17 protein-coding genes are annotated in these 18,680 nt (G+C 63.7%); 8 read left to right on the top strand and 9 right to left on the bottom strand.

Going from position 1 to position 18,680, the window contains the following annotated elements:
* Nucleotides 1–199 (top strand): hypothetical protein (locus E8E68_RS13925; RefSeq protein WP_280342250.1); only part of this gene is annotated, 199 nt, incomplete at its 5' end.
* Nucleotides 200–302: 103 nt separating this feature from the next.
* Here the strand turns inward: E8E68_RS13925 and E8E68_RS13920 are convergent.
* From E8E68_RS13920 to E8E68_RS13895, 6 genes are read right to left on the bottom strand one after another with little or no spacing between them, the layout of a single operon-like run.
* Nucleotides 303–1,934, bottom strand: a complete 1,632-nt coding sequence (locus tag E8E68_RS13920; RefSeq protein ID WP_280342247.1) for a BatD family protein — start codon at nucleotides 1,932–1,934, stop codon at nucleotides 303–305.
* Complete coding sequence (locus tag E8E68_RS13915; RefSeq protein WP_280342244.1) at nucleotides 1,931–3,649, bottom strand: tetratricopeptide repeat protein; 1,719 nt, start codon at nucleotides 3,647–3,649, stop codon at nucleotides 1,931–1,933. The genes E8E68_RS13920 and E8E68_RS13915 overlap by 4 nt, the downstream gene beginning before the upstream one ends.
* A complete protein-coding gene (locus tag E8E68_RS13910; RefSeq protein ID WP_110748439.1) occupies nucleotides 3,646–4,722 on the bottom strand; it encodes a VWA domain-containing protein in 1,077 nt (358 codons plus the stop codon). The genes E8E68_RS13915 and E8E68_RS13910 overlap by 4 nt, the downstream gene beginning before the upstream one ends.
* Nucleotides 4,715–5,209: a DUF4381 domain-containing protein gene (locus tag E8E68_RS13905; RefSeq protein ID WP_110748434.1), complete on the bottom strand. Its 495-nt coding sequence runs from the start codon at nucleotides 5,207–5,209 to the stop codon at nucleotides 4,715–4,717. Before E8E68_RS13905 ends, E8E68_RS13910 begins: the two co-directional genes overlap by 8 nt.
* Nucleotides 5,206–6,150: a DUF58 domain-containing protein gene (locus E8E68_RS13900; protein WP_110748449.1), complete on the bottom strand. Its 945-nt coding sequence runs from the start codon at nucleotides 6,148–6,150 to the stop codon at nucleotides 5,206–5,208. Before E8E68_RS13900 ends, E8E68_RS13905 begins: the two co-directional genes overlap by 4 nt.
* 4 nt (nucleotides 6,151–6,154) lie before the next feature.
* Nucleotides 6,155–7,114: a MoxR family ATPase gene (locus E8E68_RS13895; protein ID WP_110748431.1), complete on the bottom strand. Its 960-nt coding sequence runs from the start codon at nucleotides 7,112–7,114 to the stop codon at nucleotides 6,155–6,157.
* A gap of 230 nt (nucleotides 7,115–7,344) precedes the next feature.
* Between E8E68_RS13895 and E8E68_RS13890 the strand changes: the two genes are divergently transcribed.
* On the top strand, nucleotides 7,345–8,640 hold the full coding sequence (locus E8E68_RS13890) for a DUF2235 domain-containing protein (protein ID WP_280342237.1): 1,296 nt from the start codon (nucleotides 7,345–7,347) through the stop codon (nucleotides 8,638–8,640).
* A gap of 3 nt (nucleotides 8,641–8,643) precedes the next feature.
* The gene (locus E8E68_RS13885; RefSeq protein WP_280342234.1) at nucleotides 8,644–9,237 is read left to right on the top strand and encodes a hypothetical protein; all 594 of its coding nucleotides are present in this window, start codon (nucleotides 8,644–8,646) and stop codon (nucleotides 9,235–9,237) included.
* Here E8E68_RS13885 and E8E68_RS13880 read toward each other — a convergent pair.
* Nucleotides 9,234–11,378: an HAD-IA family hydrolase gene (locus E8E68_RS13880; protein ID WP_280342232.1), complete on the bottom strand. Its 2,145-nt coding sequence runs from the start codon at nucleotides 11,376–11,378 to the stop codon at nucleotides 9,234–9,236. The two genes, E8E68_RS13885 and E8E68_RS13880, sit on opposite strands and share 4 nt — an antisense overlap.
* Before the next feature lie 385 nt (nucleotides 11,379–11,763).
* Here E8E68_RS13880 and E8E68_RS13875 point away from each other — a divergent pair, with 385 nt between their 5' ends.
* Nucleotides 11,764–12,060, top strand: coding sequence for a DUF3144 domain-containing protein (locus E8E68_RS13875; protein WP_110748479.1), 297 nt, complete (start codon nucleotides 11,764–11,766; stop codon nucleotides 12,058–12,060).
* A 25-nt stretch (nucleotides 12,061–12,085) separates the two neighbouring features.
* Here the strand turns inward: E8E68_RS13875 and E8E68_RS13870 are convergent, their stop codons facing one another.
* A complete protein-coding gene (locus E8E68_RS13870; RefSeq protein WP_110748476.1) occupies nucleotides 12,086–12,979 on the bottom strand; it encodes a LysR family transcriptional regulator in 894 nt (297 codons plus the stop codon).
* Nucleotides 12,980–13,125: 146 nt separating this feature from the next.
* Between E8E68_RS13870 and E8E68_RS13865 the strand changes: the two genes are divergently transcribed.
* The 4 genes from E8E68_RS13865 to E8E68_RS13850 all read left to right on the top strand — a co-directional run bounded on the left by E8E68_RS13865 (nucleotide 13,126) and on the right by E8E68_RS13850 (nucleotide 18,319).
* Nucleotides 13,126–14,205: a 4-oxalomesaconate tautomerase gene (locus E8E68_RS13865; protein WP_280342227.1), complete on the top strand. Its 1,080-nt coding sequence runs from the start codon at nucleotides 13,126–13,128 to the stop codon at nucleotides 14,203–14,205.
* 73 nt (nucleotides 14,206–14,278) lie between these two features.
* Complete coding sequence (locus E8E68_RS13860) at nucleotides 14,279–15,586, top strand: dicarboxylate/amino acid:cation symporter (RefSeq protein ID WP_280342225.1); 1,308 nt, start codon at nucleotides 14,279–14,281, stop codon at nucleotides 15,584–15,586.
* A gap of 111 nt (nucleotides 15,587–15,697) precedes the next feature.
* Nucleotides 15,698–17,002, top strand: a complete 1,305-nt coding sequence (locus tag E8E68_RS13855) for a citrate:proton symporter (RefSeq protein WP_280342222.1) — start codon at nucleotides 15,698–15,700, stop codon at nucleotides 17,000–17,002.
* Between the two features lie 63 nt (nucleotides 17,003–17,065).
* Complete coding sequence (locus E8E68_RS13850; RefSeq protein ID WP_280342220.1) at nucleotides 17,066–18,319, top strand: OprD family porin; 1,254 nt, start codon at nucleotides 17,066–17,068, stop codon at nucleotides 18,317–18,319.
* Between the two features lie 52 nt (nucleotides 18,320–18,371).
* Here E8E68_RS13850 and E8E68_RS13845 read toward each other — a convergent pair whose 3' ends face one another.
* Nucleotides 18,372–18,620: a CsbD family protein gene (locus E8E68_RS13845; RefSeq protein WP_110748459.1), complete on the bottom strand. Its 249-nt coding sequence runs from the start codon at nucleotides 18,618–18,620 to the stop codon at nucleotides 18,372–18,374.
* Between the last annotated feature and the right edge of the window lie 60 nt (nucleotides 18,621–18,680).

Raw genomic sequence — 18,680 nt, 5'->3', positions numbered from 1 at the left:
TGCATGCGTGGCGATGAGCCCTTTGATACGGCCAAGCTGTTCAGCGCTGAGCACCTCAAAAAAACTTGACCTCCAACAGAGTATCTACGTTTGTTTCGGGCCAATCACGCCTGTGATGGCGGCGCGCGACCGCCTTGTTTGTACCCTTCAATATCGAGTCATGCGCCAAGGCGTTCGCGCGCAAATCCGCCAGGAATAATTGGTCCGAAACAAACGTAGGAGCGAGCGCAGCTCGCGATGCGCCGCGCGGGCGGCGCTCGATCCCACAGGCGCTGAAACCCTTACGACGAACCCCCGTCGGCCTACTTGGGATAGAGCGGCGGCAAGCTGCCATTCTCACCCGTCGGCAGCAGCACCTGCTCAGCCGGCGGAATGGTACCAATCGCCCGCCATAAATCCTCCCCCTGCCAATACTGCCCACTCTCGCTGTACAACGCCCCGTTCAACCCATCCAGCGCATCCGACAACGGCACGAAGCGCGCCGCCATCTCGGCCAGGGTTTCCGGTTGCTGCCGGGCCCAGGCATCCAGCGCCTGGCGCGTAGCCTGGGGGTCGTTTGCCTGGCATGCCCGCTTGAGGTCGTCCAGCAAGGTGCGTGGGCTTGGCCCGTTCTGCGCGGCGCGCAGCACCGCCGGCCGCGAACGGGCGCGCCACCACAGGGCAAAGCCCAGCACGGTGGTCAGGGCGAACACCAGTGTGGCCAGTTGCCAGGGCCACAGCAGGGTGCTGGCGCTGCTGTTGTCACCCACCGGGGTGTCGGCGCTCAGCGCCGGGTTGTCCTGCACGTTCAGCGTGCGCGCCGGCAGGCTGCTGTGCTCCAGGTGGTCCTCGCGGGTGTTCCACCAGGCCACTTCCAGGGCCGGCAGGGCCAGGGTCCCGGCGTGGGTCGGTACCAGGGCTTCGCGCTCTTCGCGGTTGGCGGTCATGCCGCGTTCGTTGATTTCGTTGCGCAGCAGCGGCTGGTCGGGGTAGCGGCGCAGGCCGGTGATCTCAGTGGCCGGCAGTGGTGGCAACTGGGTGCTGGACAAGCCTTCTGCGCGCAGGGTGATATTGCGCGTCAGCGAGTCGCCAATCTGCACCGGCTGGCTGCCGGGGTCGGGGTTCCAATGTTCTTCCAGGGTCAGGCTGCGGGCTGGCAGCCACGGTACGCCGGCAGGCCAGGCTGCCGGAATTGGCCGCACGCTGAGGCGCAACGGCAGCGAACTGACCTGCACCTGGCGACCGGCGCGGGCCGTGCCGTTGGCCTGCGCGGCTTCGTCGTTGCTGGCCGCAGCGGTAGCGGTGAAGGTCAGCGGTGGGATTTCAAGGGTGCCGCTTTGCTGGGCGTAAACGGCATAGCGCGTTTCAATCACGCCGTGGCGTACGCCGTTGATTTCCTTCTCATAGGTGCGCGATTCGCCCAGTGGCTCGACTTTGGCGTTTTCCAGCTGCAGCGGGCTCAGGCTGCTGTCGTCATACAGCGCTACCGAGTGGTAGATGCGCAAGGTCAGCACGGCCTGGGCCTGGACGTAGACGTCGCTGCTGTCGAGGGCTGCCTCGATGAATACTTGAGAGGTGTCTTGCCGGCTGGCATCGGCCTGCAGCACTTGCAGTTCGATGGCCTGGCTGTGTGACTGGCCCAGTTGCAGTTCGGGAATACGCAGGCTGCCGCTGCGCCTTGGTAGCAGGGTGATGATCCAGCGAGTGCTGGCACGGGTTTCACCATCGAGGGTGTGCAGGCTGTTCAGCTGGCGCGTGCCGCGCACTTCGAAGTCTCCTTCCAGGGCCCGCAGGTCGGGTTTGCCGAACTGGGTGACGTCCTGGCTTTCCAGGGTCAGTTCCAGGCTTTCGCCGGCTTCCAGGCGGGTACGGTCGACGCTGGCCTGCAGGAGCGGTTCGGCGTGGGCCAGAACAGCCCATAGCAGGGTGAGGAGAAAGACGCCGAGGCGACTCATTGTGGGTTTTCCTGATGCAATTGCTGTTCATACCAGAATTTGCGCCGCAGCAGCTCCGCCGGGTTGTCGGGGATCTCCCGCAGCCATTGTTCCAGGGCCTGGCGCTGTTCTGCGTCGAGGCTGGTCGATACCGGGCGCTGTGGCGGCTGGATGACGCTGTCGTCCCCCCCGGCCTGGTTACCGGGCGTGGCCTGGCTGTTGCTGCTGCTTTCGCCAGGCTGTTCGGCGCTGGCTTGTTCTTCGTTGCCGGGTGTGCCTTGGGCAGGGCTGCTGGCCGAACTGCTGTTGCCTTCGGTTTCGCTACCGGGCGTGCCTTGGGCATCGTTGCCGGGCGGTTGCTCCTCGGCCTTGGCCTCACGCTGTTGCAGCATTTGCTGCACCAGGGCCTGGTTCTCCAGTGCCGCTTGCAGGTCGGGCTGGCGCTCCAGCGCTTGTTCGTAGGCGTCCAGAGCGGCTTCCAGTTCGCCGCTGTGGGCCAGGGCATTGCCTCGATTGTAGTGGGCTGCGGCCGTGTCGCCTTGGGAAAAGGCCTCGGCGGCACCGGCGTAGTCGCCAGCCTGGTACAGCGCCATGCCGCGCCACTGCGGGTCGTGGAAGTGCCGCGCCGCGCTGGCCGGGCGGTTTTGTTGCAGCAAGCGCTGGCCTTGCTGGTCGGGGCGTAGCCACAGGTCGTTGAACTCGAAGGCCTGGCTGGGCTGCGGCAGGGCCACAAGCAGCGGCAGGCAGAACAGCCAGCCGCGCCGTCCGCCACAGGCGGCCAGCAGCAACAGGGGAAGCAGCAGCCAGTAGCCTTGGTCGGCCCAGCTGTCCAGTTGCAGGGTTTGGCCGTCGTTGCGCCCGTGCCGCGGGTTGTCGAACAGGCCCAGGCCACGCAGGTCGAGGTCGTCAATGCGGGCATGCCGGTAGCGCCCGCCAGTGCCGCTGATGAAAGCTTTCAGGCTGGCGCTGTCCAGGCGAGGCAAGAGGATGCCGCCCTGGTCGTCTTTAAGGTATTCGCCATTGGCCTGGCGCACCGGGGCGCCTTCGCGGCTGCCGATGCCCAGCATCAACAGGCTTGGGCCCTGGCGGCCGAGGGCCTGGACGATGCCCTGGCGCTCGGCGGGGCTGAGCGCCGAGCCTATCAGGAGCAGGCGGCCTTGGCCGAGGCCGCTCTGGGCCAGAAGCGCCAGGCCTTTTTGCACGGCCAGATCGGCACGCTGGCCGGGCTTTGGCATGATCGACGGGTCGATGGCCTCGAGCAAGTTGCGGGTGGTGGCCAGGTCGTCAGACAGCGGCACCACCGTGTGCGCGGAGCCGGCATACACCACCAGCGCCGTCTGGCTGTCGCGGCGGTGTTCCAGCAGGTCGAGTATTTTGCGCCGGGCCTGTTCCAGGCGGTTGGGCGGGCTGTCCTCGGCAAGCATCTGCGGGGTCAGTTCCAGCAGGATCACCAGCGGGTCGGCCGGGCGCTGGCGGCTTTCTGCCACGCGCTGCCAGCTGGGCCCGAGCAGCGCCAGGATCACCAGAAGCCAGGCCAGGCCCAGCGCCACCCACGGCAGCTTGCTGGTGCTGCCGCTACCGCCGCCCAGCAGCACGCCATGGAACGCCGGTGGCAGGATCATCTGCCAGCGCCCGGCGCGTTTGCGCCGGTGCCACAGCTTGTACAGCAGCCAGCCGAGCAGGGGCACGGCGAGCAGCCACAGCGGGCGCAGCCATTGTGGCCACAGGTCGATCATCGCCGCCTCCTCAACCGCAGGCGCTTCAGGCGCTGGCGCCATTCCGGGTGCGGCTGCAGGAAGCGCGGTTTGCGCATCAGGCGCTGCAGCAGGTTGTCGGGCCATTGCACGGCCACCACCAGCAGCACGCTGAGCAGCAGCGCCAGGGCCAGTGGCCAGGCGTACAGGGCCCGGGCCGTGCGGGCCTGGGTTGGTTGCTGGGCCACCGGTTCGAGCTGGTCGAGGGTGTCGCCGATGGTGTCCAGTTCGGCGCCGTCATGGGCGCGGAAGTAGGCACCGTGGGTGATGTCGGCAATTTCCTTGAGCGCGGCTTCGTCCAGGTCCAGGCTTGGGTTGAGACCGAGCAGCCCGGGGGTGCCACTGGCTTCGGGGTTGGCCCCGATGCCGATGGTGTAGATGCGCACGCCTTCCTGGGCTGCCAGGCGGGCGGCGGTCAGCGGGTGGATCTGCCCGCCGTTGTTGGCGCCGTCAGTGATCAGTACCAGCACCCGGCTCTGTGCCGGGCGTTGGCGCAGGCGCTTGACGGCCAGGCCAATGGCGTCGCCGATAGCGGTGTTCTTGCCGGCGATGCCGATTTGCGCCTCGTCGAGGAACGTGCGCACGGTGCGCCGATCGAAGGTGAGCGGCGCCTGCAGGTAGGCCTGGCTGCCGAACAGGATCAGGCCTACGCGGTCGCCTTCACGGTCCTGCAGAAAGTCGCCAAGCAGCGCCTTGACCAAGTCCAGGCGGCTGATGTCCTCGTTCTGCCACTGCATGTCGGGGAAGTCCATCGACCCGGACACATCCACTGCCACCAGCAGGTCGCGGCCGCTGGCAGCGATCGGCACCGGTTCGCCCAGCCATTGGGGACGGGCAGCGGCGCACAGCAGCAACAGCCAGATGATCACGAACGGCGCCTGCTGGCGCCAGGTGGGCAGGTTGAGCCGCGCCCGGCGCCCGGCCAGGCCTTCCAGTTCGTTGAGGAAACCCACCTTGAGCACCGGCTCGCCGCTGTCGGCGGCGGGCAGCAGCAGGCGTGCCAGCCACGGCAGCGGCAGCAGGGCGAAGACCCACGGCCAGGCCAGTTCAAACATGCTTGCGGATCCAGGTTTCGACGGCTTGGCTGAGGCCGGCAATGGCTTTGTCGTCGAGCTTGCACTCGGGTTTATAGGCGCCTTCGACCAGCACCATCCAGCGGGTCAGTCCGGCGGCCGGGCAGCGGTTGTCGAGAAACGCCAGCCACTGGCGGCCGTTAAGGGTGTGGCTGTTGGCGCCCGGGTAGTGGTTGCGGCACAGGCGCTTGAGCAGGGCGTTGATCTGTTGCAGCCAGGCACCGGCAGGCGCGCCATCGTACGGGCGTGGCAGGCGGGCCAGCTCGGCCAAGGCCTCGACACGCACAGGGTCCAGCGGTTGCTCGGCGCGTACGACACGGCGTTTGCCCGGGCGCCAGCGCCGCAGCCGCCACAGGCCCCAGCCCAGCACTGGCAAGATGGCCAGCAGTGCCCACCAGCCGGGTGCCGGTGGCCACAGGCCGATCGGTGCCGGGTCGAGCAGCGGGTGCAGCTGGTCGAGTGGGTTCATGACGCGCTCCGTGGCCGCTGGGCGTTCAGGTACTCGCGCAGTTGCTCGATCATTTCGCTTTGCGTGCTCAGCGGCATCAGCACGACGCGCAGCTTCTGGGCCATCAGCTCCCAGCGTTCGACGCGTGCCTCGGCTTGCTTGCGATAGGCATGGCGCAGGTTGGCGTCCAGGGTGTCGAGTTCCAGCTGTGCGCTGCGCTGGGCAAAGCGTAACAGGCCGGCGGCGGGCAGGGCGTGGTCGAGCGGGTCGGATACAGGCAACAGCAGCAAGTCGCAATGGCGCGAGAGCATGGCGAGATGCTGTTCGCACTGTGCGGTCAACGAGCGCTCGTCACAGATGACAATGGCCAGGCTGCCCGGGCGCAGTACTTCACGCGCCCGCCGCAGGGCCAGGCCAAGGCTGTCGGCCTGGGGGACGGCTTCGGTGTGCAGCGACTGGTTGACCTTGGCCAGGCGGTTGAGCAGTTGCAGCAGGCTTTGCTTGCTGCGCCGGGGCTTGATTTCGTGGGGGTCGTTGTCGCCGAACACCAGCCCGCCGATGCGATCGTTGTGGCCCAGCGCCGCCCAGCCGAACAGGGCCGCGGCCTGGGCCGCCAGCACCGACTTGAACATCTGCCCCGAACCGAAGAACAGGCGCTGGCTTTGCTCGACAAGTATGAAGATTGGCCGCTCGCGCTCCTCGTGGAACAACTTGGTGTGCGGTTCCTGGGTGCGCGCGGTGACGCGCCAGTCGATGTTGCGCACATCGTCGCCGGCCTGGTAGACGCGCACCTGGTCGAAGTCCACGCCGCGCCCGCGCAGCTTGGAGTGGTGCAGGCCGACCAGCGGGCTGCGCTGGCCAGGCTTGGAAAACAGCTGGATTTCGCGCACGCGGTGGCGCATGTCGATCAGCTCGGCAAGGCCGATGCGGATGCCGGGTTCGGCCAGCTGCGCAGTGGGCATGGGGTCAGGCAACGGCGACGACGTCGAGGATGCGCTGGACCACGCGGTCCTGGTCTATCCCCGCAGCCTCGGCCTCGAACGAGAGGATGATGCGGTGGCGCAGTACGTCGAACAGCACGGCCTGGATGTCTTCGGGGCTGACGAAGTCGCGCCCGGCCAGCCAGGCGTGGGCACGTGCGCAGCGGTCCAGTGAAATGGAACCGCGCGGGCTGGCACCGTAGGCGATCCAGTCGGCCAGTTCGGCGTCGAACTTGGCTGGGGTGCGGGTAGCCATCACCAGTTGGACCAGGTATTCCTCCACCGCGTCGGCCATGTACAGGCCAAGGATTTCCTTGCGCGCGGCAAAGATGGCCTGCTGGCTGACCCGGCGCTCGGGCTTCACTTCGCCCCCCAGCGCCTCGCCGCGGGCCTGGGCCAGGATGCGTCGCTCCACGGCGGCGTCGGGGAAGCCGATTTTGACGTGCATCAGGAAGCGGTCGAGCTGGGCTTCGGGCAATGGATAGGTGCCTTCCTGCTCGATCGGGTTCTGCGTGGCCATGACCAGAAACAGTGGCGACAGGTCGTAGGTACTGCGGCCCACGCTGACCTGGCGCTCGGCCATGGCTTCGAGCAGCGCCGACTGGACCTTGGCCGGGGCCCGGTTGATTTCGTCGGCCAGCACCAGGTTGTGGAAGATTGGCCCCTGCTGGAACACGAAGCTGCCGGTTTCCGGGCGGTAGATTTCGGTGCCGGTGATGTCTGCCGGGAGCAGGTCGGGGGTGAACTGTATGCGATGGAACTGCGCTTCGATGCCTTCTGCGAGTTCTTTGATGGCTTTGGTCTTGGCCAGGCCCGGTGCCCCTTCGACCAGCATGTGGCCGTCGGCCAGCAGCACGATCAACAGCCGTTCGACCAGTTTTTCCTGGCCTAGGATCTGGGAAGAAAGAAAGGTGCGCAGCGCTGTCAGCGCTTCACGGTGTTCCATCGGTGACGGTTCCTGGTATGGGGCCTGCGGCGGCTGAAGGCAGCGGCCCGGGCGAGGGTTGATACTTTAATGCATCCGGGGGGGCGCCGACCAATGGCAGCGGGTAAATTTATCCACCCATCGGGGCATGCCGGTCCGAAATGTCCCACCGCTGCCTGGCCCTTGCCTGATGTTACCTGGCGGCGTGCTGGCGCTTGCTTGTGCTTTTTCGGCAAGCAGAAGGCACGAAGATGAAATCGAGCAGCGACAGCAGGGCAAACCCTGCGCCCGTGACCTTGCGGTTTGGGCTATTTTTCGACGGCACCGGTAACAACCAGCACAATGCCATGGCGATGGCCGAACAGGGCGGCAGCAACCCTGACGCGTTGAGCAACGTGGCCCTGTTGCACGCACTGTATCCGGCGGATTCGCCCGATGCTGGCGGGCCGTTGCGCTTCCTGAAACGTTATGTGGAGGGCGTGGGCACCTTGGCCGGTGAGGCCGATCATGTCTATGCCTCGGCCACCGGGCGCGGGCGCACCGGCGCTGAAGCCCGGGTTGGCGAGGCGCTGCAGGGGATCGCCGGGCAACTGCGGGGCTGGTGCCGGGCGCACCCGCAGGCATCGCTGGCCCGGGTCGAGTTCGACCTGTTCGGGTTCAGCCGCGGCGCGGCCGCAGCGCGGCACCTGGCCAACCTGCTGCACGACGACGCAGGCGGGCTGTTACCAGTGGTGTGTGACATCACGATCAACTTCATCGGGCTGTTCGATACCGTGGCAGCGATCATCGCGCCGTTACAGGGTGACTTCGACCCCGCCGACAACCGCCATGGCGGCCTGCGCGTGGGCCTGGGTGCCGGCATTGCCCGGCACATGGTGCAACTGGTCGCGGGCGATGAGCAGCGGCACAACTTCCCGCTGGTGGGCAGTGGCCACGACATTGTCGTGCCGGGTGTGCATTCGAATATTGGTGGGGGGTACCCGGAGGTCACGCTGGAACAGGTGCTGCTGTGCAAGCCACAGTCCCAGCGGGTGCCGGCGGGGCTGCCTGCGGGTAAGAGTCGGGTGCATGCCACGATGAGCACCTTGCTGGCTTCGGCGTATACCGCAATGGGTGAGCCCAGGCCGCGGGTGTTGACCTGGGAGGAGCCGATTGCCGGCGGCCGGCCAAGTGAGGCGCAAAAGCAGGTGTATGCGGCGCTGTACCGCGAGCGAGAAGTGGCAGGGCAGCTTTCGCGAGTGTACCTGAGCGTGATGCGCGAGCTGGCGATACGGGCGGGCGTGCCGTTTGCGCCGTTGGGTGGGCAGGCTGAACACCGGTTACCAGATGAGTTGCTGCCGATCAGCCGCAAATTGCATGCGTTTGCCTTGGGCGAAACCCGGCAGCCGGGGTTGAGTGAGGACGAACAGCAGTTGTTGCGCGACAAGTATGTGCATGCGTCGGCAAACTGGAATGCGGTGAAGGGTTTACGTAACAGTGTGCTGGACGTGCTGTTCGTCAATCGGCCGGCGGCCGGGGGGCGAGTGATGCATGCGAACCCGGCTTGATGAATGATCCGGTCGCTCTACGCGAAATCAAGCGCCGCTCGCGCGGTGCATCGCGAGCAAGCTCGCTCCATTTGTTATGGGCCAGTCATTCCTGTGGCCTTTGCCTTGGCGTACACCTTGATATCGCGTCATACAAACAAGGCGGTCGCGCGCGTCTGTCACAGGCATAACTGGCCAGAAACAAATGTGGGAGATTTTATGGTTTCTGGCAATGGCATCAGTGCTCGCCATGGCATCTTCAGCGTCTGTGAGATCGAGCGCCGCCCGCGCGGCGCTTCGCGGGGCAAGCCCGCTCCCACATTTGTTTCGGGCCAGTATTACCTGTGCCTGACGCGCGCGACCGCCTTGTTTGTACGACGCGATATCGAGGTGTACGCCAAGGCGTTCGCGCGAAAATCCCACAGAATTAATTGGCCCGAAACAAATGTGGGAGCGGGCTTGCCCCGCGAAGCGCCGCGCGGGCGGCGCTCGATCTCACAGGCGCTGAAATTGTTGCGGCGAACACATGGCGGCGCTTTCCTCAACAACGGCAAAGGTGCCTGGTCATGTCTACACCTGCAATTCGCGGCATTGGTTTCAGGCCTATGGAGACCTTAAGCGCCTATGCAAAGGTCGTCCCGCCGGGTCGCCATATGCCTTTGCAGGTATTGCCGGAATGCATCTGAAATGGCGGTAATCAGTTGCGTATCCCTGATCGGGTCCAGCCCTGGAAAACGCTTCCCATTACAGTCACTGTCATGGGTAAGCACGGCCTCGACGCTGTCGCGGTTATCCCGATAAACCTGTCGGATCGCCTGGGCTTCCTGGTCTTTGCTGTCTTTGCAGCGCAACGCATGGTGAATGGCCAGGGCCGCGCCAAACGCCAGCGCTGGGGTTTCGATACCATGCTTGCGGGCAAGGTCGATACTGCTGAGGATGCGCTCGTTGCGCTGAAGCTTGCGCAAGGGGTCGCGCCCCACCCGGGCACAAGGGTCTTTGAACGAGGTTGCACAGCGTTCCAGGAAGGTGTCGCCAAAACGGCTGACCACCTCCGCCATCTGTGGGTGCTCCGCCACCAGGGTGGGCCCGACTTCCTGGCGAATCAGGCGTTCGGCCAGTTCGCTGACGCGTGCATCACCCATACCCTGGCCCACCGAGTCATGGCCCAGCAGGCTGGCATACCAGGCAACGATGGCATGTGGGCCGTTCCACAGGCGGTTCTTGATGACCTGGATCTGGTTGATGTCAGGCACCGTCTTTACCTGGCGCAGGCGTTCGAGCAGTTCGCTGCCGTGCTCGGCATACAGCGGCATGTCGGGTTCGCTGTTGAACAGGATCAAGTGCAGCTGGCTCATCGCGCTGCTGGGCTGGGCGAAGGGCCTGAAGCGGCCGATCAGTCGTTCATACTCAGGCACTGGCGTGGATGCCTTGGTGGCGATTGCCGGCTCGTCTTCCAGACTGTTCTGGAACATCTGCGACTTGATGCGCAACTGGCGCACCAACGCGTCGCTGCTGAGCTTGGAGACGATACGGCTGACCACCGTTTCGGCGAAATGGGTCTTTTCCAGCACTTGCTTGCCAATCGCGGGCGGGCACAGCAATGCCAGCTCCGCTTGCACATGCCGGCGCACGAACGCGGCGCCGCCTACCTTGTTCAGCACGATCAGCAGCGTCAGCTCACGGCCACGTCGTTCGAAACGTTGCAGCAGCCCCTTGGCAATAACCTTCGCCTGGTTGCGGATGGCCTGCTCGGGCAGGCTCAGGCCGATGATTTCGGCAGTGGTGTACATGCCAATGACGGCGTCGTCATCGTCCATGTCGATCATGCGTACATTGTCGATGGTCTGGTCGAACGAAGTGGCCCCGTAGCGCACGCTGTAGCGGCCGAAGGCATTGACGCTTTCACGCAGCATGCGCGAGCGGGTCGCAGCGATGATTTCACGGGGCCGGGTGTAGCCATCCCAATGGGAGAATACCTGTGTCAGGTAACCACCGCCGATGGCGCCGAAACCATGGATACCCACGCTGAACTGGTTCAACGAAGCCGGAAACGGCTCGCTCAACGCAGGCATGCCCAGGTCGGGTACGCACTCGCTCAGGTCGGCGAGAAACTCATGCATGCTGCGATAGGCCTTGAGCGCACCTGCCTTGATCTCGGCAGCGGGCGGTTTGATGTCTTCGATCAGGATCGCCTGGCCTTCGGCACGGATGGCTGAAAGCATGCCGTTCTCGGAATCCTCGACCATGAAGCACTGATCAGGTTCGCAATTGAGCGCGCGGGCGGCTTTGAGGAAAATCTCGGGATGAGGTTTGCCTTGGCTGACTTCATCGCCACAAACGGTGATGTCGAAGTACTTCAACACGTTGGCGTTGATCAGGTATTCCTCGGCAATGGCACGGCGGCTGGACGTGGCGACAGCCATGGTCAAACCCGACTTGCGCAGGCGTTCCAGTACCTCCAGCAGGCCGGCCTTGATCGGTACGCCGTTATTGCGCACGTACTCCAGCTCAAGCTCATCCGCGCGTTTGCGGATTTCGGCGTAGGGGAAATCTTCACCGTTATGTGCCTTGGCCAGGGCTTCGGCCTTGGTCGCGCTCAGACCCAGCGAGCCGATCAATGTGTCCTCGCTCAACGCCTTGCCGAAGATTTCCAGCGAGGCTTGCTTCAGTGTCTTGAAGCGCAGGCGCTCGGTGTCGAAGAGGGTGCCATCCATATCGAAGATGGCGCTGAAAATTCGTTTACCGTGAAAGAAAAGCATCAGGTGTTGCCCCTTGTGGTTGCGTCAGACCTTCCGCCTGTTACAGGCGAGTACGGTGTGTGAGCTGCAGCGATGGCAGTCAGGTAGGGGGCACACGGTCGACAGGGGGGCGCTCAGGGGTGATGCAGAGGTAAGGCGGAGCGGAGCGGGGGGTGCAGAGCAGGTTGGCAAGCTTCGTGGTGAGGCGGGCGGCACGTTTGGCCTTGAGGTCACGCCCACTGGCTGCAGTCGGTTTTGCAGGCAGTGGGCGCAAATAGCGATGGATACGTGTGATTCCAAGCATAAGGTGCTTCGTTTCCTTTTCGTCATGGGTAGTCCTTTTTCAGCCTTGCACGTAAGCGCGCCGCCATGCAAGGCTTGGGCTTCCGTTACAAGGTGAACCGCAATGACTCAAGCTACCGATCAGGCCTTCTATGACCGTGCCGATGCGCACATCGACCTGGCCAACCAGCAGATTGAAAAATTCGAAGACCTGGGCAAGGTAAGTGCCTCGCTGACCTTCGGCGCCACGCGCTTCAGTGCCTGGATGAGCGCCCGCAGCTTCAAGTCGGGCGCGGAGCTGGCGGCAGCCAGGGAGGAGATTCTGAAGTACTTCTGCGAGCAGTACCGGATGATGCTCGAAGACAACCTGGATGAGCACATCGAGCATTTTGACCGCTTCGTACTGGGCAAGAACGCCTGACCTCACCTGCCTGCGCAGCGGCGACTCAACGGTTGGGCCACTGTTGCAGCAAAATCGAAACGAATTTCTCCGCGGCAGGCGACAGCGATGCGCCGCGTCGGTACACCAACCCCAGCGTACGGCTAACCTGCGGTTCGATCAGCGGCACGCTGACCAACGTCGGGTGGTCCGCGTCGGGCATGGCCAGGCTGGGCATGGCCGACACACCCAGCCCGGCCTCGACCATGCCCAGCGACGTGGACAGGTGTTGCACTTCGTAGAACCATTTTGGCCGCAGGTTGAGCCCGGACAACGCATGGTCCAGCAGCATGCGGTTGCCACTCAGGCGGCCGACGCCGATCAGGCGGTAATCAGCCAGCTCTGTCCAGGTAACGGAGGCGCGGTTCGCCAGAGGGTGGTCGCGCCTGCAGGCCAGCACGAAGTGCTCTTGCACCAGCGAGACAAACTCGATGTCCGGGTGCTGGCCGCTCATCATGTTGATGCCGAAGTCGGCCTCGCCACGCAGCACGGCTTCGAGCCCGTCGTTGGCGCTTAGGTCCAGCAGGCGAATGCGGATTTTCGGGTATTGCTCGTTGTAGTCGCGGATCACCGACGGCAGGAAGTAGAACGCTGCGGTAGGGATGCAGGCGAGGGTAACCTGACCGGTCTGGCGCTCGGCCAGTTCGCGAATGCTGAGGATCGAGTCTTCAAAATCATCCAGCAGGCGCCTGGCCTTGGGCAGGAAGTCGCGGCCCACGCTGGTCAGGCTGACCCGGCGAGTGGTGCGTTCCAGAAGCGACGTGCCCAGGCCTTCCTCCAGTTTCTTGATCCGCCGGCTCAGGGCTGGCTGGGACAGGTGAAGCGCTTCGGCGGCCTCATGAAAACTGCCAAGTTCGGCGATTTTCACGAAAGATCTGATGTCTTGCAGCTCATATTCCATAAGAAACCTTCGACTGGCCTGGCGCTTTATTTATGTTTGAATCGCAATAATAGCTACGATATTTGCATTGGATTGATTTATCCATCCCTGTCACTCTTTTGCTCACAGCATCAATGATGTCCATTGATCAACAAGAGTGCGAAATCATGCAACGAATTCCTTGCGTACTCATGCGCGGCGGTACCTCCAAAGGGCCGTTTTTCCACGCCTGGGACCTGCCTGCCAATGTGGTCGAGCGCGACGAATTGCTGATCAACCTGATGGGCTCTGGCCATGAGCTGGAAATCGACGGCATCGGTGGCGGCAGCCCACAGACCAGCAAGGTGGCGATCATCAGCCCGTCATTGCACGCCGATGCCGACGTCGACTACCTGTTCGTGCAGGTCATGGTCGCTCAGCGCCGGGTCGACACCGCCCCCAACTGCGGCAACATGCTCTGTGCTGTTGGGCCGTTCGCCATCGAACAGGGGTTGGTAAAAGGTCAGGACGGCAAGACCTTGGTGCGCATTCGCAACCTGAACACCGGAACCTTCGTCAATTCGCTGGTCGAGACGCCCGGCGGTATCGTGCGCTACGAAGGCCGCACGGCGATCGATGGGGTTCCGGGTACTGCCGCCCCGGTGCACCTGACCTTCCTCGACGCGGTCGGCAGCAAGACTGGCAAGCTGTTCCCCACTGGCAAGGCCAAGGACATGATCGATGGCGTTGCGCTGACCTGCATCGATATGGCCATGCCGATGATGCTGGTAGAGGCTAGCCAGCTGGGGGTCAGTGGCTCGGAAACCCCTGCTCAGCTGGACGCCAACAGCGCGCTGCTCAAACGGCTGGAAACGTTGCGCCTGAAGGCCGGAAAGGCCATGGGCCTGGGCGATGTCAGTGGCATGGTCATCCCCAAGCCAGTGCTGGTGTCCAAGCCTCGCTACGACGGCACGCTGCAGGTTCGCTATTTCATGCCGCACAACTGCCATCGTGCCTTGGCGATCACTGGCGCCGTGGGGCTGGCGACTGCCTGCGTCAGCCCTGGCACCGTGATTGCCGACCTGTTGGGCGAAGGCGCGCAGCAATTGGCCGAGGTCCGCCTGGAGCATCCAAGTGGCGGCATCGATATCGCGTTGACCCGCAGCGGTGTCGATGGCAACACGATCCAGGCGTCGGTGGTACGAACCGCCCGGCGGCTCTTCTCAGGGTTCGTCTACGTCCCTACATTCCGCAGGTTGGCCGGGTAGCTCCAGGGCCTGATCCAGACCTGCACATTCACCACAAGCGCATCCGCACAATTTCAACAATGGGTGATGCCTCATGAGACTCGCCAAATCGCTGTATTTCCAGATTCTCTGCGCCGTCCTGCTGGGCGTGGTGGTCGGACATTTCTGGGCGCAACAGGCCGTGGCCCTCAAGCCGCTGGGTGATGCGTTCATCAAGCTGATCAAGATGATGATCGCGCCGGTGGTGTTCTGCACCATCGTCACCGGCATCGCCGGCATGACCGACAAGCGGTCCCTGGGGCGCTTGATGAGCAAGACCCTGCTGCTGTTCCTGGGCCTGACGGTGGTCAGCCTGGTGATCGGGCTGGCGGCGGTTTACCTGTTCAAGCCAGGTGCCGGCATGAACATCGATCCCGCCACCCTGAGCACGGCAGGCCTGAGCCAGTACACCGCGTCGGCTGCCAAGCTGAGTGTGGTGGAGTTCTTCATGCACATCATCCCGGACACCTTCGTAGGGGCCTTCAACAAGGGTGAGGTCTTGCCGGTCCTGTTCATCGCCGTACTCAGCGGTTTCGCCCTCTCGTCGATGGGCGAAAAGGGCAAGCCGGTACTGGACGTGCTGGACTCGGCCTCGACCATGGTGTTCCGCATCTTCGGCTACCTGATGCGCTTTGCCCCGGTCGGTGCTTTCGGCGCGCTGGCATTCACCGTGGGCCAGTACGGCATTACTTCTCTTGGCTCACTGGCCAAGCTGGTAGGCACGTTGTACATCGCCTGCGCGTTCTTCGTACTGGTGGTGCTCGGTGGCATCTGCCGGGCCCATGGCTTCAGCCTATGGAAGCTGCTGCGCTATTTCCGCGAAGAGTTCCTCGTGGTGCTGGGCACGTCTTCAACCGAGCCGGTGCTGCCGCGAATGCTCGAGAAGCTCGAGAAGCTTGGGTGCCAGAAAGGCGTGGTTGGCCTGGTGCTGCCCACTGGCTACTCGTTCAACCTCGACGGTACTGCCATCTACTTGTCGTTGGCAGCGGTGTTCATCGCACAGGCCTGCAACATCGACCTGAGCCTGGGCCAGGTGGTCACCATGCTGGCGATCATGCTGCTGTCCTCCAAAGGCGCGGCAGGGGTCACCGGCAGCGGCTTCGTGGCCCTGGCCTCGACCCTTACCGTGATCCATGACATTCCCCTGGCCGGCCTGGCCCTGTTGATCGGGGTCGACCGCTTCATGTCGGAAGCCCGTGCGCTGACGAGTCTTGCCAGCAACGCAGTGGCGACGGTGGTGGTTTCGCTGTCGGAAAACGCCTGTGACCGCCAGACGCTGCATCGCCGCCTGAATGGCGAACCGGTGCTCAGCCCCGGCGCTGAAACCGCCGACTGGGTCGCCGAACCATACCGCCACGGCTGAGCCCTGACACCCTCAAGCGTTTCACAGCCCCCGCCAGGCGTTGCCGGGTGGGGTAGGGGGCCGTCTGTGCTGCAGGTGGCCACATAGACAATAAAAACAAGAGAACAAACCATGCTCGCACTTCTGGGCCTGATCATGGTGGTGACCTTCACCTACCTGATCATGAGTAAACGCCTGTCCCCTATCGTCGCGCTGACGATCGTGCCGATTGTTTTCGCGGTTATCGGCGGTTTCGCGCCAGACTTGGGCAAGATGATGCTCGATGGGCTGAAAATGGTCGCCCCGTCTGCCGCGCTGCTGCTGTTCGCCATCCTGTTCTTCGGCCTGATGATCGACGCCGGCCTGTTCGACCCGCTGATCCGCAAGATTCTCAAGCGGGTGAATGGCGACCCGATAAAGATCGCTATCGGCACCGCCCTGCTGTCGCTGCTGGTGGCGCTGGACGGTGATGGCACCACGACTTACATGATTACCTGCGCTGCCATGCTGCCGCTGTACAAGCGCATCGGCATGAACCCGATGATCCTGGCGACCGTATCGATGCTGTCTTTGAGCATCATGAGTGGCATGAGCCCGTGGGGTGGCCCGGCCACCCGCGCCATTGCCGCGCTCGGCCTGGATGCGACCGAGTACTTCATTCCCATGTTGCCCACCGTCATTGGTGGGGCGGCGTGGGTCGTGTTCACCGCCTACCTGTTGGGCCGTGCCGAGCGCCGGCGTATCGGCAATATTGCCCTGGAGTCCGGTGGCGGCAACTGCTACATCCAGGAAATCCTTGGCGACAACCCGCACCAGCGCCCGCGCCTGGCCTATGTGAATCTGGTGCTGGTGATCGCGGTGATGACCGCGCTGGTGCTGGGGCTGATGCACGCAGCCATCCTGTTCATGATCGGTTTCGTCGCCGCGCTGATGATCAACTACCCGCAGCTGAATGTGCAGAAAGAACGCATTCTCGCCCATTCGGGCAACGCCATGACCGTGGTGCTGCTGGTGTTCGCCGCTGGCATCTTTGCCGGCATTTTCTCGGGCACCAAGATGGTCGATGCATTGGCCCAGACGCTGGTGGACTGGATTCCGGAAGCATGGAGCCACTGGTTCCCGCTGGTGGTGGCGCTGACCAGCATGCCGCTGACCTTCGTGCTGTCCAACGACGCTTATTATTTTGGCGTGGTACCTATCCTGGCCAATGCGGCGGCCGCCTACGGCATCGACCCTGTAGAGATCGCCCGCGCCTCGGTGCTTGGCCAGCCGGTTCACCTCATGAGCCCGCTGGTTGCTTCGACGCTGCTGCTGGTGGGAATGGTCGACAGGGATATCGGTGATTTCCAGAAAGCCACCTTCAAATGGGCGGTGCTCACCTCGCTGGTGATCACGGCGTTGGCCCTGCTGACGGGCGCCTTGTCCTTCTTCGTCTGACCGCTTCTGGCGCTGGCAGGCGCAACGCCTGCTGATCTCGAAAACAACAATAGAGTATCGATCATGTCCCGAGCTGTGTTCCGTGGGGCCACCTGTGGCCTGCTTTGCGGCTGGCTGCCTGTTGCCGGCGCTTCCGGTTTTGTCGATGACAGCAAGCTCAAGCTGCAGTTGCGCAACGTGTATTTCAACGAGAATTTCCGTGACGAGCAGGGTATGAGCCCCCGCGCTGCCGCCACAGCCAAAAGCGAACGGGTGGAATGGGCCCAGGGCTTTCTGCTCGATTACCAGTCCGGCTTCACCCAAGGCACTCTCGGTCTGGGTCTCGACGCCTTGGGCCTGGTCGGCTTCAAGCTCGACTCTGGCCGTGGGCGCAGCGGCACCGGGCTGCTGCCGGTGCATGACGATGGCCGCGCGGCGGATGAGTTCGCCAGTGCCGGGGTCACGGCCAAAGCCCGCCTGGCCGGCACCGTGGTCAGGCACGGCACCTTGCTGCCAAAGACGCCGATACTGGTGTACAACGATGCACGCCTGCTGCCGCAGACTTATCAGGGAACCCAGCTGACCAGCACCGACATCGACAACCTCACCCTTACCGCCGGCCACCTGGACCGCTTCAAACAGCGCGACTCATCCAATAGCACCGGGTTGTACCTGGACGGGTATGGCGGCCCAGCGTCTGGCGACTTCAGCTTCGCCGGTGCTGACTATGCCGTCAGCAAGCAACTGCGCCTGAGTTATTTTCATGGCGAGCTCGAGCATTTCTACCGCCAGGACTTCGCCGGGCTGGTGCACGACCTGCCGCTGGGCGGCGGCGTGCTGACCACCGACCTGCGTTACTTCAAAAGCCGCGACAGCGGTACGGCGTATGGCGGTGGCATCGACAACGACATGTTCAGTGGCCAACTGTCGTACGCCCACTCCGGGCACACCGTCGGCGCAGGTTACCAGGTGCTCGATGGTGAAGCGGGGCTGCCGTATATCAGTGGGGCAACGGTCTATTCGTTCAGCAACGTCGGCATCGGCAAGTTCATCGAAGAGGAAGAGAAGACCTGGATGGCCAGCTACGCCTACAACTTCGCTGCCGCCGGGGTACCGGGTTTGACCTTCATGGCGCGATACCTCAGTGGCGACAATGGCCGGTCAGGCGCCGAGGGCCTCAAGGAGTGGGAGCGTGACGCCGAGCTGGCCTACGTGGTGCAGGGCGGGCCGCTGAAAGGTCTGGGCGTGAAATGGCGAAACTATGTCTATCGTTCGGATTTCGCCCGTGGGCGCGATAGCAATCGTCTGTACCTTACCTACGATATCGCCATCTGGTGATGGCGCGGGCCGGATCCCACACCCGGCCCAGGCCCTGCTTGCGCAGCCCTGTTCAGCGGCGCAGCAGGCGAGAGACTATCAGCGTGACGGCGGCGGTGATGGCCAGTGCGGCGACGGGCTTTTCCTTGACGAATGAGGACACGGTGTCCAGCGCGTCACCATATGTCTTGGTCAGCTGGCCTGCGGCCTGACGCCCATCGCCTTCGGCCTCCAGCGCCGGATCTTCGACCAGTCGGCCTACAGCGCTCTGCGCCTTGCCTGCGAGGTTTTCAGCAACGCCTTCGATCTGTTCACGTTTCATGATGACTTTGTTCCTTCCTGTGATCGGCTTTGGGTTAACAGCACAGGGTTAGGGCGATGA

The organism is Pseudomonas sp. BN607, assembly GCF_029871175.1.
Classification (GTDB): domain Bacteria; phylum Pseudomonadota; class Gammaproteobacteria; order Pseudomonadales; family Pseudomonadaceae; genus Aquipseudomonas.
This window is presented reverse-complemented; position numbering and strand designations above follow the sequence as displayed.